At 72.3% G+C, this 15896-nt stretch carries 11 protein-coding genes; 2 read left to right on the forward strand and 9 right to left on the reverse strand.

The window, feature by feature from the left end; genetic code table 11:
• Positions 1–11: 11 nt before the first annotated feature.
• From HIR71_RS03460 to chvE, 5 genes are all read right to left on the reverse strand, one after another.
• A complete protein-coding gene (locus HIR71_RS03460) occupies positions 12–791 on the reverse strand; it encodes an ATP-binding cassette domain-containing protein (RefSeq protein WP_169323453.1) in 780 nt (259 codons plus the stop codon).
• 60 nt (positions 792–851) lie between these two features.
• Positions 852–2054 carry an ROK family transcriptional regulator gene (locus HIR71_RS03465; protein ID WP_169323572.1) on the reverse strand — a complete coding sequence of 401 codons (1203 nt, stop codon included), beginning with the start codon at positions 2052–2054 and terminating at the stop codon, positions 852–854.
• Between the two features lie 79 nt (positions 2055–2133).
• On the reverse strand, positions 2134–3363 hold the full coding sequence (gene mmsB / locus HIR71_RS03470) for a multiple monosaccharide ABC transporter permease (RefSeq protein ID WP_169323455.1): 1230 nt from the start codon (positions 3361–3363) through the stop codon (positions 2134–2136).
• Positions 3360–4910, reverse strand: coding sequence for a multiple monosaccharide ABC transporter ATP-binding protein (mmsA, locus tag HIR71_RS03475; RefSeq protein ID WP_169323457.1), 1551 nt, complete (start codon positions 4908–4910; stop codon positions 3360–3362). The genes mmsB and mmsA overlap by 4 nt, the downstream gene beginning before the upstream one ends.
• Positions 4911–4994: 84 nt before the next feature.
• Positions 4995–6134 carry a multiple monosaccharide ABC transporter substrate-binding protein gene (gene chvE, locus HIR71_RS03480; protein WP_169323459.1) on the reverse strand — a complete coding sequence of 380 codons (1140 nt, stop codon included), beginning with the start codon at positions 6132–6134 and terminating at the stop codon, positions 4995–4997.
• Positions 6135–6603: 469 nt separating this feature from the next.
• Here chvE and HIR71_RS03485 point away from each other — a divergent pair, with 469 nt between their 5' ends.
• Together HIR71_RS03485 and HIR71_RS03490 are read left to right on the forward strand one after the other, a co-directional pair.
• Positions 6604–9057 (forward strand): molybdopterin oxidoreductase family protein, encoded by a 2454-nt coding sequence (locus HIR71_RS03485; protein ID WP_169323461.1) that lies wholly within the window; start codon positions 6604–6606, stop codon positions 9055–9057.
• Between the two features lie 17 nt (positions 9058–9074).
• Positions 9075–9557, forward strand: coding sequence for a hypothetical protein (locus tag HIR71_RS03490; RefSeq protein WP_169323463.1), 483 nt, complete (start codon positions 9075–9077; stop codon positions 9555–9557).
• A gap of 105 nt (positions 9558–9662) precedes the next feature.
• Here HIR71_RS03490 and dnaG read toward each other — a convergent pair whose 3' ends face one another.
• The 4 genes from dnaG to HIR71_RS03510 all read right to left on the reverse strand — a co-directional run bounded on the left by dnaG (position 9663) and on the right by HIR71_RS03510 (position 15896).
• Complete coding sequence (gene dnaG / locus HIR71_RS03495) at positions 9663–11696, reverse strand: DNA primase (RefSeq protein WP_169323465.1); 2034 nt, start codon at positions 11694–11696, stop codon at positions 9663–9665.
• A 64-nt stretch (positions 11697–11760) separates the two neighbouring features.
• Positions 11761–13059, reverse strand: coding sequence for a deoxyguanosinetriphosphate triphosphohydrolase (locus HIR71_RS03500; RefSeq protein WP_211373736.1), 1299 nt, complete (start codon positions 13057–13059; stop codon positions 11761–11763).
• Between the two features lie 82 nt (positions 13060–13141).
• Entirely contained in the window at positions 13142–14971 is a 1830-nt protein-coding gene (locus HIR71_RS03505) for a glycoside hydrolase family 13 protein (RefSeq protein ID WP_169323469.1), read from the reverse strand.
• Between the two features lie 10 nt (positions 14972–14981).
• Positions 14982–15896 (reverse strand): sugar ABC transporter permease, encoded by a 915-nt coding sequence (locus HIR71_RS03510; protein ID WP_169323471.1) that lies wholly within the window; start codon positions 15894–15896, stop codon positions 14982–14984.

Here is a 15896-nt window from a genome sequence, read left to right on the forward strand (position 1 = left end):
ACCCGCGCCGCTCAGCCCGCGATGTGCCGGGAGCTCGTGCGTCGCCCCAGGGGCACCGCACCCGTGATGGCCGCGAGGACGTCCTCGTAGCTGGCCGTCGCGGCGTCGAAGGTGCCGTTGTTGCGCCCGTGCCGGAGCACCTCGATACGGTCGGCGACCGCCCGGACGTCGTTCATGTTGTGGCTGATGAGGATGACGCCCAGACCGAGGTCCCGCAGCCGCTGGACGTGCGTGAGCACCTCCGCGGTGTGCGCGACGGACAGTGCTCCGGTCGGCTCGTCGAGGACGATGATCCGCGGGTTACCGATCAGCGTGCGAGCGATCGCGACGGCCTGACGCTGGCCGGCGGAGAGGTTCCGGAGCGGGGTCCGAGCCGACGGGATGCGGCTCTTGAGCTCCCGGAGGACACGCCGGGCGCTCTCCTCCATGCGGCCGTCGTCGCGGGCGAAGCGGGAGCGGAGCTCCCGGCCGAGGTACAGGTTTGCCGTGACGTCGAGGTTGTCGCACAGCGCCAGGTCCTGGAACACCGTCGCGACGCCGAGCGCGTGCGCCGCCTGCGGCGAGGGGAGGGCCACCTCCTCGCCCCCGATCTCGATCATCCCCGCGTCCGGTTGGAGCACGCCGGAGATCATCTTCGCCAGGGTCGACTTCCCGGCGCCGTTGTCGCCGACGAGCGCGACCACCTCGTGCGCGTGCACGTGGAGGTCCACGTCGACGAGTGCCTCGATGGCGCCGAAGCGCTTGGTGATGCCGTGCATCGCGACGAGCGGCACCCGTTGGTCAGCCGTCATGACACCCCGCCTCGCCGCCGCGCTCCGGACCTCCGGCTCGAGCCCACCTGACATTCAACCTCATACCTCTCTCGAGCCGTCGTCCGTGACGCCCGGTACGACGACGTCTGGCACCTCGAGCACGACGTCGGCGTGCTGCAGGGCGAGAGCGAGCGCGCCCACGACCTCCGCCTTGGGTCCGAACGCGGCGGGCACGACGTCGATCGGCGCGATCTCGTTCGGGAGGACCCGGCGCAGCACCGCCTCGCGCAGCGGCCCCAGGAGGAGCTCACCGGTCTCGGCGAGCTCACCCCCGACGACGACGCACTGCGGGTTGACCGCCACGCCGAGCCCGGCGACGACCTCGCCGATGGTCGCGCCGGCGTCGGCGACGACCTGGGCGCAGCCGCGGTCGCCGGCCAGGGCCCGGCTGATGACGTCGCGCAACGTGAGACTCCCGTAGGTGCCGCGCAGCGGCTCGATGAGCGCCTGGGCACCGACCACCGTGTCGAGGCATCCTCGGCCGCCGCACCGGCACACCGCGCCCTGGGGATCGACCTGGATGTGGCCGATCTCGCCCGCGGTGCCCGCGAAGCCGCGGTGCAGTCGGCCGCTCAGGATGAGCCCGGCGCCGGTGCCGTACGACGCGCGCACGTAGACCGAGTCCAGGTACTCGCGCCCGGCACCGAGCGTGCTCTCGGCGAGGGCACCCAGGTTGGCGTCGTTCTCGACGTGGACCGGGCGGCCGAGCCGCTTGCTGAGCACCTGGCCGATGTGCACGTCGTCCCACCCACGCATGAGCCCGCGGACCGAGATCATCCCGGTGCCGGAGTCGACCGGCGCCGGCAGGCCGACGCCGATGCCCACGACCTCGACGAGCTCCGAGCCCACCTGCTCGAGCAGGTCGGACACCAGGAGCGCGACCCGGTCGAGCGAGGTGTCGACCCGGTGGTCGTGCGGGAGCGGCAGGTGCTGCTCCGCGATGATCTCGTGACTGAAGTCGCCCAGCGCCACGCTCAGGTGCCGGTGCCCGATCTGGACGCCGACGGCGAGCCCGACGCGACGAGCCAGCGTGACCAGCTGGGCCCGGCGCCCGCTGCGCGTCGTCGTCGCGATGTCGACGACGCCGGCACCCAGGAGCTCGCGGACGATGATCGACACCGTCGCCGGCGAGAGCCCGGTGGCCTCGACGAGCTCGACCTGCGTGAGGCCGCCGAACTGCTTGACGGTGTCGACGACGACCGAGCGGTTCGCCGCCCGCAGCGCGGACTGCGAGCCGGCCATCGGGGCGCGTCTGCTCACGGCCGGAGCCTAGTGCGGTGCCTGCTGCTCGCGACCGACCACGGCGGCACGTGCGGTGTGATCAGCTGCCGGCACGGCGCTTGTTGATCAGGTCGAACGCGACCGCCAGCAGCAGCACCAGGCCCTTGATGGCCATCTGCCACGCGGGATCGACCGCCATGATCGACAGGCCCATGTTCAGGACCCCCATGATCAAGGCACCGACGATCGCACCGGCCACCCGGCCGACGCCCCCCGTCACCGCCGCACCGCCGATGAAGCAGGCCGCGATCGCGTCGAGCTCGTAGTTCTGGCCCGCCGCGGCGATCGCCGCGCCCGCACGCGCCGTCGTCACGACGGCGGCCACCGCCGCGAGGACGCCGATGTTGACGAAGATCCAGAAGTCGACCTTGCGGGTGTTCACGCCCGACAGCGTGGCCGCGGCACGGTTGCCGCCGATCGCGTAGACGTGCCTCCCGAAGACGGTGCGGCCCATGACGAACGAGTACACGACGACCAGGACGCCGACGAGGACGAGGACGATCGGGGTGCCACCGGCCGAGAACGACAGGATGACCGTGAGGATCGCGATGCCCGCCGCGACGAGGACGAGCTTCGCCACGAACAGCCCGCTCGCCTCCATGTGGAGGTTGTGCTTGCGCAGCGACCGACGGGCCCGCAGCTGCGACACGAGCAGGCCGACGAACGCGAGCGTGCCGACGAGGAGCGTCACGACGTCCGCGTTGCTGACGAACCCGAGCGCGTTGGGCAGCGAGCCCTTGGAGATCGAGATGAACGAGGCCGGCAGGCCCGCGACGGTCTCGCCGACGATCACGAGGGCGAGCCCGCGGAAGAGGAGCATGCCGCCGAGGGTCACGATGAACGCCGGGATCCCGACGTAGGCGATCCAGAAGCCCTGCCAGGCGCCGACCAGCGCACCGAGCGCGAGACCGATCAGGATCGCGAGCACCCACGGCACGTCGAGGTCCCGGATGCTGACGGCGACGACCCCGCCCACGAAGGCGACGACGGACCCGACCGACAGGTCGATGTGCCCGGCCACGATCACCATGACCATGCCGATGGCGAGGATCATGACGTAGGCATTCTGCTGGAACAGCGACGCGACGTTGTTCGCGAGCAACAGCTTGCCGTCCGTCAGCACCTGGAACAGCAGGATGATCACGACGAGCGCGCCGAAGATGCCGTACTGCCGGGTGTTGCCCCCGAGGCCCTGCAGTCGCTGCGAGAGCGGCACCCGCGCCCGCTCCCCCGGGGGCATCGCGGGCACGGTGTTGAGGTCGGTCGTCATCGGGCGTGTCCGTCCTTGTCCATGGTCATGAGGTGCATGAGACGCTCCTGCGTGGCCTCGTCGCGGGACAGCTCACCGGTGACCCGTCCCTCGTTCAGTGCGTAGATGCGGTCGCAGATGCCGAGCAGCTCGGGCAGCTCCGAGGAGATGACGATGATGCCCTTGCCCTGCTGCGCCAGCGTGTTGATGATCACGTAGATCTCGTACTTGGCCCCGACGTCGATGCCGCGGGTCGGCTCGTCGAGGATGAGCACGTCCGGGTCGGCGAAGATGCACTTGCTCAGGACGACCTTCTGCTGGTTCCCCCCGGAGAGCTTCCCGGCGAACGCCTGGACCGTCGGCGCCTTGATGTTGAGGTCCCGCCGGTACTTCTCGGCGACGGTCGCCTCGCGCTCGCGGTCCACGACCCCGCCGGGCCCGGTCAGCTTCCCCAGCGCTGACGCCGAGATGTTGTGCTGGATGGTGTCGATCAGGTTCAGGCCGTAGCGCTTGCGGTCCTCTGTCGCGTAGGCGATGCCGTGCCGGATGGCCTGCCCGACGGTCCGCAGCTCGACGGGGCGCCCGTTCTTGAACACCTGTCCCGACACGCGGGCCCCGTAGGTCCGCCCGTAGAGACTCATCGCGAGCTCGGTGCGACCGGCGCCCATGAGACCGGCCAGGCCGACCACCTCGCCGCGACGTACGGCGACCGTGGCGCCGTCGACCACCGTCCGGGCGTGATCGACCGGGTGGTGCACGGTCCAGCCCTCGACCCGCAGCACCTCCTCGCCGATCTCCGGCGTGCGCTCCGGGAACCGGTGGTCCAGCGGTCGGCCCACCATGCCGCGGATGATCCGCTCCTCGGTCACCCGCTCCGGGCCGTGCATGTCGAGCGTCTCGATCGTCCGTCCGTCGCGCAGGATCGTGGTGCTGTCCGCGATCGCCTCGATCTCGTTCAGCTTGTGGCTGATGAGGATCGAGGTGATCCCCTGGTCCTTCAGGCCACGGATGAGGTTGAGCAGGTGCGCGCTGTCCTCGTCGTTGAGCGCGGCGGTGGGCTCGTCGAGGATGAGGAGGCGCACCTCCTTGGACAGCGCCTTGGCGATCTCGACGAGCTGCTGCTTGCCGACGCCCAGGTCCATGACCGGGGTGTCGGGCTTCTCCGGGAGACCGACGCGCTCGAGCAGCCGGCCGGCCTCGGCGTTGGTGCGGTTCCAGTCGATCACCCCGCGCTTGGCCTGCTCGTTGCCGAGGAAGATGTTCTCCGCGACCGACAGGTACGGGCTGAGAGCCAGCTCCTGGTGGATGATGACGACGCCCCGGGCCTCGGAGTCGCGGACGCTGCGGAACTCGACGGCCTCGCCGTCGAGCAGGATGTCGCCCTCGTAGGAGCCGTGGGGGTAGACCCCCGAGAGCACCTTCATGAGCGTCGACTTCCCGGCGCCGTTCTCCCCGCAGATGGCGTGGATCTCGCCGCGCCGCACCGCGAGCGTCACCTCCTGCAGGGCTGCGACCCCAGGGAACCGCTTGGTGATGCCGCGCATCTCGAGGATGTGCTCGTTGTCCATGCGTCCTCGCACGTGTGGTCGATGAGGGACGTGGCCGCCGGGCCCCCCGAGCGTCTGCCCGGGGGGGCCGGCGTCACCCTGGGGTCAGAGACCGAGGTCGTCGGCCGAGTAGAACCCGGACTCGACCAGCTGCTCCTCGACGTTGTCCGACGTCACGACGACGGGTGGCAGGAGGTAGGTCGGGACCACCTTGGTGCCGTTGTCGTACGTCTCGGTGTCGTTGACCTCGACGTCGCCACCGGCGAGGATCTCGTCGATCATCGTGGCGACGCGGTCACCGAGGGTGCGCGTGTCCTTCCAGACGGTCATCGACTGCTTGCCCGCCAGCATGTTGAGGACGTTCGCGTTGTCCGCGTCCTGACCCGTCAGGACGGGCCAGTCGGAGCCCGGCGTGTAGCCCGCGCCCTCGAGCGCCTGGGCGATGCCGAGCGCGAGCGAGTCGTTCGGCGACAGGACGACGTCGACCTTCTCGCCGCCGCCGTAGAACGAGTTGAGGCGGTTCTCCATCTCGGCCTGCGCGGAGTCCGAGCCCCACCCCTGGATCCCGATGCTCGCCCACTCGTCGTTCGACGCGGGTGCCTTCCCGGACGGGACGACGAGCTTGCCCTCGTCGACGTACGGCTTGAGGACGTCCCACGCGCCGGAGAAGAAGAACTTCGCGTTGTTGTCGTCCGGCGAGCCCGCGAACGGCTCGAGGTTGAACGGGCCCGCAGCGTTCTCCAGGTCGAGCGCCTCGACGACGAACTCACCCTGCAGCTGGCCGACCTTGTAGTTGTCGAAGGTCGCGTAGTAGTCGACGTTCTCGGTGCCGTTGATGAGGCGGTCGTAGGCGATGACCGTGACGTCGTTGGACGCCGCCTCCTCCAGGACGGGCGCGAGCGCCTCGCCCTCGATCGAGGCGATGACCAGGATGTTCGCGCCCTGGTTGATCATGTTCTGGATCTGCGTGATCTGCTGGTCGACCTTGTTGTCGGCGTACTGCAGCGTCGTCTCGTAGCCCGCGTCCTGGAGCAGCTCCTCCAGGTAGGCCCCGTCACGGTTCCAGCGCTCGAGGCTCTTCGTGGGCATCGCGATCCCCACCAGCGTCTCCTCGGCCGACTGCGCCGAGCTCTCACCGGTCGCCGGGGTCGCGACCTCGCGCTCGGCGCTGCAGCCGCTGAGGCTGGCGGCCAGCAGACCGGTGGTCGCCAGGGAGACGGCGACCTTCTTCCATGCACGCGACATCTTCGTCTGCTCTCTCTCGATCGGCGCAGCCCCGCCGACGAGGCGGGTCCGGGGGTGTGTGCCCGGACCGGCACCGGTCGGCGTGGTGCGATGCGACTGATCCGGCCTCCGTCGGCCGGTGCGAACACGCGTGACTTTAGAAGTCGAACTCATCGCACGTCCAGTGTCGTGACCCAATCGTGTCCCAGGCGGGCTCAGCAGGGGCATTGCAGTCTGGGCGGTCAGGTGGCACAGGCAGGCCGCAGGGGTTGGCATCGTGTACTGAAGCCGGGGGCCTCAGTCGTCGGCGTCCGGGTCGTTCGGGTCCGACCCCGCGCCCTCGCGCCCGATCCGCACCGAGGTGCTTCGCGACCGGCTCGGGTCGACGGCGTGGGCCGACGCGAGCGGTTGCGTGCGACGCCGCGCAGGAGTCTGCTGGACGCGCCGTGCAACACGTCCGGGACCGGGCGACGACGTGGAGGGGTGGCTGATGGGCACGACCGACCGCATCGCCGAGCCGTGGGGGACACGGACGCCGTACGGGGCCGGTTCGCCGTGGCCGACCCGGGTCGACACCTACCTGGCCGCCGGCACGTCCGCGGAGGACGTCGAGCGCTGGGTGCAGACCGCCTCGATCCTGCACTCGAACGGTGACGCGCTGGACATCGCCGTGCGCGACGGGCGGATGGTCGGGGTGCGCGGGCGAGCGGACGACCGGGTCAACCGCGGTCGGCTGGACCCGAAGGACGCGTTCGGCTGGCAGGCCAACGCGTCGGCCGACCGGCTCACGCGCCCACTGGTGCGCGAGGGCGGCCGGCTGGTCGAGACCGACTGGGACACGGCGATGAACCGGGTCGTCGGTACGACCCGGTCGCTCCTCGACACGCACGGGCCGAGCTCGATCGGCTTCTACACGACCGGCCAGCTGTTCGCGGAGGAGTACTACACGCTCGGTGTCATCGCGCACGGGGGCATCGGGACGAACCACGTCGACGGCAACACCCGCCTGTGCACCGCGACGGCGGCGGCCGCGCTCAAGGAGTCTTTCGGGTGCGACGGCCAACCGGGTTCCTACGAGGACGTCGACCACGCCGACGTCATCGCGCTCTTCGGGCACAACATGGCCGAGACGCAGGTGGTGCTGTGGGAGCGGGTGCTCGACCGGCTGGCCGGGCCGAACCCGCCGCAGCTCGTCTGCGTGGACCCACGGGCCACGGAGGTCGCCCGCGCGGCGACCGTCCACCTCGCCCCGCGCCCGGGCACCAACCTGGCCCTGATGAACGGACTGCTCCACGAGGTCGTCGCCAACGACTGGGTCGACCGCGCGTACGTCGACGCCCACACCGTCGGCTACGACGCCCTCGAGAAGGTCCTGCGCGACTACCCGGCGGAGAAGGTGGCGCAGATCTGCGACATCCCGGTCGAGGACCTCCGGGCTGCCGCGCGGATCGTGGGCCGGGCCGAACAGCTGCTGTGCACCGTGCTGCAGGGCTTCTACCAGTCGCACCAGGCCACGGCCGCCGCGGTGCAGGTCAACAACCTCGTGCTGCTGCGCGGGATGCTCGGCCGGCCGGGCTGCGGCGTCCTGCAGATGAACGGCCAGCCCAGCGCCGAGAACACCCGCGAGTGCGGGGCCGACGGCGACCTCGCCGCCTTCCGCAACTGGGCCAATCCCGACCACATCCGCGACCTGGCGCGTGTGTGGAACGTCGATCCGATGCACATCCCGCACTACTCACCGCCGACGCACGCGATGCAGATGATCCGCTACGTCGAGGACGGCTCGATCCGGATGCTCTGGGTCACCGGCACCAACCCCGCGGTGTCGCTGCCCGAGCTGCGCCGGATCCGCGCGGTGCTGGGGCAGGACCGTCTCTTCCTCGTGGTCCAGGACCTCTTCCTGACGGAGACGGCCGAGTTCGCCGACGTCGTGCTCCCAGCGGCGACCTGGGGCGAGAAGACCGGCACCTTCACGAATGCGGACCGCACCGTGCACCTGTCCGAGAAGGCGGTCGAACCGCCCGGCGAGTCGCGGCCCGATCTCGACATCCTGATCGACTTCGCGCACCGCCTCGGGCTGACCGACAAGGACGGCGGCCCGCTCGTGACGTGGCACGACGCCGAGTCGGCGTTCGAGGCATGGAAGGAGTGCTCACGCGGCCGGCCGTGCGACTACTCGGGGCTGACCTACGCGAAGCTGCGTGGCGGCAGCGGCATCCAGTGGCCGTGCACCGACGACGCGCCCACCGGTACCGACCGCCTCTACGCGGACGGAGCTTTCTTCGCGCACCCCGACTACTGCGAGCACTACGGCCGCGACCTGGTCACCGGCGCCCCGATGGAGCCCGGTGAGTACAAGGCGCTCAACCCGTCGGGCAAGGCGCTGCTGCGCGGCGCGGAGTACGTCACGCCGCACGAGATCCCGAGCGAGGACTTCCCGCTCCAGCTCATCACGGGCCGCACGCTCTACCAGTTCCACACGCGCACCAAGACCGGCCGCGTGCCCCAGCTCCAGGCAGCGGCACCCGACGTCTGGGTCGAGGTCTCGCCGCAGGACGCCGAGATGCTCGGTCTGGCGGAGGGCGACCTCGCGGAGGTTCGCACGCCACGCGGTCGGGTCCGGGCCAAGGTGCGGGTCGGGGGCATCCGGCGCGGCGTCGTCTTCCTGCCGTTCCACTACGGCTACTGGGACACCGAGGGCGGCTCGGGTCCCAGGGGCGCGGACGGCGGCAGGGCTGCGAACGAGCTGACGCTCACCGACTGGGACGCCGCGTCGAAGCAGCCGATCTTCAAGACCGCGGCGGCGTCGCTGCGCAAGGTGCGGGCGGGTGACGGGTCACCGGCCTCGGCTCCGACGACGACGGCGTCGGCCCCCGTCACGGCCGGCGTCGCCCCGACCGTGGGTGGAGCGTCGGCGCTGGTGACCGAGCGGACCGGCCGCTGAGCCAGAGGAGGGACGCGATGAAGATCGGCCTGGTGCTGCGCGAGCTGCACCGCGCGGAGAACGACCTCGCGCACGACCTCCTGCAGGCGTCGGCGCGGCACGAGGTCGACCACGAGGTCTTCCACATCGCGCGCGACCTCGCGGTGTGGTCGCAACGGCACGTGCGCGAGATCGCGGCGCTCGCCCCGCGGTACGGCGAGGAGCTGGACCCCGAGCCCGAGGACGAGCTGAAACTCTCCGCGCGGATCCGCGAGCGTGGCAGCGAGCTGGTCGGGCGTCGACCCGACGTCGGTATGCTGCTGCTGCGCGACCTGCGGAGCCTGCACCTCGCGGCGACCGGGGTCTCGGTGGACTGGGAGCTGCTCGGCCAGGCGGCACAGGGGCTCGAGGACCTCGAGCTGCTCGCACTCACCGAGCGCTGCCACCCCGACACCCTGCGTCAGGCGAAGTGGGCCAACGCGAAGCTCAAGGAGTCGGCCACCCAGGTGCTCGTCACCTGACGACCACCCCGCGGTCGGCGTGCGCCCGGTCCCGTCCACGTGTCGCGCAGCAGCGACCAGATCTCCAGGTCGTGGTGGCGGGGCGACCGTCTCGTCGGACGCCGGTCATGGCTGCGAGCGCAGCGAGCGCCTGCGGTTCTCGCTCGCGATGAGGTCGGCGAACGCCGCCTGGTACGCGTCGGGCTCGCGATCGGGATCCATGCGCTGCAGCCGGCCGCGCGCCTCGGCGATCTCCCGGGTCAGTCCCAGGTCGACGAGGGCGCCGACGACGCCCCGCACGTAGGTCTCGATCGCCTCGGGCCTGTCCTCGGGCATCGGGGTGACCGCGAGCTCCGTGACGAGCGCGCGGACCGGCGCGGCCGCCTCGTCGCTCACCTTCTCGACCCAGGTCACCGCGCCGCCGGGTCCCGTGACGAGCTCACGCGCGGCGGCCATGCCCCCCGCGGCCCGGACCGCCTCGTGCACCGCGCGGAACGCCGGCACGGCGAACGCGTCCGCACCCAGCGCGTCGAAGTCGGCGGGCACGAGGTGCGGCAGCTGGAGCGCGACCTCGAGGCTCTGCGCCTCGAGCCGCGCGACCGGGTCGCGACGGTCCGCCTGGGGCCTCGGGCCGCCGTAGGGGCCGGCACCCGGACCCGCGTCGCCTCGGCCGCGGCCGGGCCCGTCGTCGTGCGCGGGACGGGGCGCGCGCTGACCGCGCGACCCGGCGGCGTCCGGCCCCGCTCCGGGATGCCGTCGCGTCGTCGGGCCCGACGACGCCGCCCCCCCGCCGTTCGCGGCGCGCCCCGCCGACTGGACCGCGCGGAGGACCTGCTCCTGGTCCATCCCGATCCACCCGGCGAGCATGCGCGCGTACTCGGGTCGCAGCCCGGCGTCGCGGATCTGCGCGACGACGGGCGCCGCGGCGCGCAGCGCGCCGACCCGGCCCTCGACGGTGTCGAGGTCGAAGCTCGTGAGCGTCGTGCGGATGACGAACTCGTAGAGCGGCGTGCGCCCGGCGACGAGCGCGCGCACCGCGTCGGGTCCCCGCGTCTGGCGCAGCTCGCACGGGTCCATGCCGCTCGGCTCGACCGCCACGAACGTCTGCGCGGAGAACGCCTGGTCCTCGCCGAACGCACGCATGGCTGCCTTCTGGCCCGCGGCGTCCCCGTCGAACGTGAAGATGATCTCGCCGCCGACCGAGGCCCCGGACGCGAGCTGCACCCCGCCGGCGCCGGCGGAGTCGCCCATGAGTCGTCGCACGATGCGGGCGTGGTCCGGGCCGAACGCCGTGCCGCAGGTCGCCACCGCGGTCGGGACGCCCGACAGGTGCGCGGCCATCACGTCGGTGTAGCCCTCGACCACCACGACCTGCCGGGACCTGGCGATGTCGCGCCGCGCGAGGTCCAGGCCGTACAGCACGTGCGACTTCTTGTAGAGCGCCGTCTCCGGGGTGTTGAGGTACTTGGGCCCCTGGTCCTCCTCGAACAGCTTGCGGGCACCGAAGCCGACGACGTCGCCCGTCACCTCGCGGATGGGCCACACCAGCCGGCCGCGGAACCGGTCGTAGATCCCGCGGCTGCCCTGGCTCATCAGCCCCGACGCGACGAGCTCGGCCTCGGTGAACCCCCGCCCCCGCAGGTGGCGCAGGAGCGCGTCCCAGCCCTGCGGCGCGAACCCGACCCCGAACTGCTCGGCGTGCGTCCGCTCGAAGCCCCGCTCGGCGAGGAACGCGCGGGCCGCGGCCGCAGCGGGGGCGGTGAGCTGCTCGGCGTAGAACTGCTCCGCCACGCCGTGCGCCTCGATGAGCCGCCGACGGCTCCCCGTGTCGATCCCGGACCGCGGGCCGCCGCCCTCCTCGTAGCGCAGCTGGATGCCGACCCGGCCGGCCAGGTACTCGACCGCCTCCGCGAACGCGAGCCCGTCGATCTTCTGGACGAACGAGATGACGTCACCGCCCTCGCCGCAGCCGAAGCAGTGCCAGCGGCCGACCTGCGGGCGCACGTGGAAGGACGGCGAGCGCTCGTCGTGGAACGGGCACAGGCCCTTCATCGAGCCGACGCCCGCCGATTTGAGCGTCACGTGCGCGCCGACGACCTCCTCGATCCGCGCGCGCTCGCGGACGGCGTCCACGTCCTCGCGTCGGATCAGTCCAGCCACGGCGTGAGTCTAGGCGGCGCGGACGACAGGGCCGTCGCGGGTCGTCCGGGCCCTGCGGCCGGGCTCAGCGGCGCGGCGGCGGGACGAGTCGTCCGTGCCACTCGGCCGCGCTCACGTCGGTGAGCGACGCGACCTGGTCGACGACGACCCGCAGCCGGGCGGCGTCGTCGGCGGCGAGCGACCAGTCGGCCGCGAACGGGGGCTCGAGCGCGAGCGGCGCCCGGTCGGCGATGACGCGCACGAGGTCGAGGATGATCTCGCGCTGGCGCTGGTAGAGCGGCTCGTGCTCGCGCGGCGCCATGACGTAGGTGACCGCGAGGCCCTTGAGCACGAGGATCTCGGCGAGGGTCTCGGGCGGCACGACGAGCGAGGCGGCGTACCGCGTGAGGGGCCCCTCCCCGTACTCCTCGCGCGTCGCCGCCTGCGCCGCCCCGGCGAACCGGCCGATCAGCTGGCTCGTCGCGTCCTTGAGCCGGGCGAGCGCCCCGCGCGAGCCGTCGAACGCCGGCCCCCACAGGCCCGTTCCCACCAGCCGGTCCATCCCGGCCCGCAGCCCGTCGGCGTCGACCGCGGGGCCGTACCAGGCGTGGACGGCCTCGATCACCCGCGCCCGCTCGTCGTCCTGCTCGAGCACCTCGAGGTCCAGCCGTCCGCCGACCACCGCGTCCTCGACGTCGTGGACCGAGTACGAGATGTCGTCGGCGAGGTCCATGACCTGGGCCTCGAGGCACTGGCGGCCGTCGGGGGAACCCTCGCGCAGCCAGGCGAAGACCTCGGCGTCGTCGGCATAGACCCCGAACTTCGGCGTCGACCGCCCGTCCGTCCGCGGCGGCCCCTCGCCCGCGCGCCACGGGTACTTCACCGACGCGTCGAGGCTCGCGCGCGTGAGGTTCAGCCCGACGGCGCGCCCGCCCGGCGCGACCACCTTGGGCTCGAGCCGCGTCAGCAGGCGCAGCGTCTGGGCGTTGCCCTCGAACCCGCCGATGGCGGCACCGGCCTCGGCGAGCGCGCGCTCCCCGTTGTGGCCGAACGGTGGGTGGCCGAGGTCGTGCGCGAGGCAGGCGGTGTCGACGACGTCCGGGTCGCACCCGAGCGCCTTGCCGAGCTCGCGGCCGACCTGCGCGACCTCGAGCGTGTGGGTGAGGCGCGTCCGGACGAAGTCGTCGCTCGCGGGCCCGAGCACCTGCGTCTTGGCGCCGAGCCGGCGCAGCGCCGAGGAGTGCACGATGCGCGCGCGGTCGCGCTCGAAGGCGGTGCGCCCGCGGGACTTGTGCCGCTCGGGGACCCAGCGCGCACGGTCGGCCGCGGAGTAGCCGAGCTCGACCGGCACAGAGGCGCGCGTGGAGGCCTCGACGTCGTGCAGGAAGGGGTGGTCGGACGGCACGGTCGTCACCCTAACGACCCCGGGGTCGCCGCTCGTGCGCGAAGCCACGTCGGGCCGCGCCTCACGCCAGGCGCCACACCTGGACGCCGGGCCCGTCGCCGGGCACGTGGAGCGCATCCGGACGCACGTCGAGGTCGCCGCCGCCGTAGAGGTTCTCGGGCTCGGCACCCGGGCCGAGCAGGTGCCGCGGCAGGTCCGCGCCCGCCCACGGCGCCCGGGCCGCCACCACCAGCACGCGCTCGTCGGCCGTCTCGCGCAGGTACGCGAGCGCGTCGTCGACCACGACGGCCCAGCGCAGGCCGCCCTCGCGCAGCGCCCGCGAGCCGCGCCGCAGCGCGACGAGCGAGCGGTACGTCTCGAACGTCGCGCCGTCCCACCGGTCCGGGCGGTCCCACGGCATCGGCGCCCGCGCGTGCTCGCCGTTCGACCCGGTGAGCCCGACCTCGTCGCCCGCGAAGACGACCGGCGTGCCCGGGTACGTGAAGAGGATCCCGGCCGCGACCTCGACGAGCGTGCGGTCGCCCGTGAGGGTCCGCACGCGCGGGGTGTCGTGCGAGCCGAGCAGGTTCCACTGCCGCGCCGTCACGCGCCACGGCACGGCAGAGTCGAAGTCGCGCATCGTCTCGACGACACCGACGCCGCCGCGCCGCGGGATCGTGATCGGCAGGCCGAGCAGGCCGAGCGTCGTCGCGGGCTCCACGAGCCACGTCCAGAGCGGACGCGTGAAGGCCGAGTAGTTCATGTTCGCGTGCCAGCCGTCGCCCGGGAGGTCCGTGCCGGCGTCGTGGAAGTGCTCGCTGATCAGCACGGCGTCGGGGTTCAGGTCGGTCATCGTGCGCCGGATCGTGCGCGCGACCTCGTGTGTGCGGTCCTCCGCCGCGTAGCGTCCGGTCATGTTCGCGACGTCGATGCGCCACCCGTCGAGGAGGTAGGGCTCCCGCATCCAGCGCCCGACGACGGAGCGCGGCCCGTCGATCATGCGTCGCGCCAGGCTCGGCGCGCCGTAGCGCAGCTTGGGCAGCGACGCGTGCCCGAGCCAGCTCGCGTAGCCGGGGCCGGGGCCGGCGTCGGAGCCGGTCCAGTAGTAGTACTGCGCCTCCTCGCTCGTCGCGTCGGCGCGCGCCCGCCGGAACCACTCGTGGCCGTCACCGGTGTGGTTGGTCGTGAGATCGCCGACGAGGTGCATGCCCCGCGCGTGCAGCGCCCGGCTCAGGGAGGCGAGCGCGGCGTCGCCGCCCAGGAGCGGGTCGACGTGGTCGAACGTGCTCGCGTCGTAGCGGTGGTTGGACCGTGCGGGGAACACCGGGGTGAGGTACACGGTCCCGACCCCGAGCCGCTCGAGGTGGTCCAGCCGCGCCTCGATGCCCGCGAGGTCACCGCCGTACAGCTGGCGGGGCGTGCCGGGGCCCGTGCCGACGGGCTCGTCGTCCCAGCCGGCCGGCTCGGCCCACTCCGGCAGGTCACGGACCGCGCCGGAGCGCGCGAACCGGTCGGGGAAGATCTGGTAGACGACGGTGCCCGAGAGCCACGCGGGCGCGCCCGGATGGACGGTCAGGCGGAAGTCGGCGGCGTCGGGGATGTCGCGGGCGTGCACGCCCCGGCCGTTCAGCCAGCGGTACCCGCCGGGCTCGTCGAGCAGCGCGCGGTAGCTCGTCACGGGGTTGTGGACCGGCACGTCCGCCACGTACCAGCGCTCGTCGTCGTCCACCCGGTCGAGCCGGGCCTCGACCATGCGGGGCTCGCCGTCGCGCACCGTGCGCACCCACACGCCGCGCTCGACGCCGGCCGCGGGGACGCGGAACCTGACCGGGACCACGTCGCCGAGCGACGGCGTGCCGACCGGCACGTAGAGCTCCGAGCCGTCGTGGTGCGGCCCCAGCAGGTGCCCCATCGAGGACGAGTCAGCCCTTGACCGCGCCGGCCGCGAGCCCGCCGACGATGTACTTCTGCAGGTAGAGGAACAGCACGAGGATCGGCACGGCGGAGATCACGGCACCGGCCGCGAACAGCCCCCAGTTCGCCTCGAGCAGCTCGGAGACCCAGCCGTAGAGCCCGATCGCGACGGTCCAGTTGCGCTCGGACTGGAGCACCGTGCGGGCGAGGATGAAGTCGCCGAACGTCGCGATCACGGACAGCAGGCCGACCACCGCGAGGACGGGGGCGACCAGCCGCAGGATGATCGTCCAGTAGATCTGGGAATGCGTGGCGCCGTCGATCTTCGCCGCCTCGTCGAGCTCGCGCGGGATCGTGTTGAAGAACCCGTACATGAGGAACGTGTTCACCCCGAGCGCCCCGCCCAGGTAGACGCCGATCAGCGCCAGCTTGCTGTTGAGGCCGAGCTCCGGGACGACGTTCCCGAGCGCGAGCAGCAGCAGGAAGATCGCGATGAACGCGAGCATCTGCGGGAACATCTGGATCACGAGGAGCGACGTGAGCCCCACGCGCCTGCCCGTGAACCGGAACCGCGAGAACGCGTACGCGGCGGCCGCGCCCATGAGCACCGTGCCGATGCCCGTGGCCGTCGCGATGACGATCGAGTTGAGGAGCCAGGTCCAGAACAGCGTGTCGTTGAGCGTGGCGTAGTTCGCGCCGCTCACCTCGGCGAACAGCTCGTTGGAGCCGGTCAGGGTGCCGCCCTCGCTCAGCGACGCCGAGACGACGTACACGAGCGGGAACCCGGCGTAGACCACCGCGATCACCCCGACGACATGGCGCCAGCCCACCTCCTGGAACCAGCGCCGGCCCCGCAGGCGGTGCTCAGGCGCGGCCGCGGCCGGCCGCGCCACCGACGACGACGGTGCGGTCTCGATCGCCAT

This window comes from Cellulomonas fimi (assembly GCF_012952065.1).
GTDB lineage: Bacteria > Actinomycetota > Actinomycetes > Actinomycetales > Cellulomonadaceae > Pengzhenrongella > Pengzhenrongella fimi_A.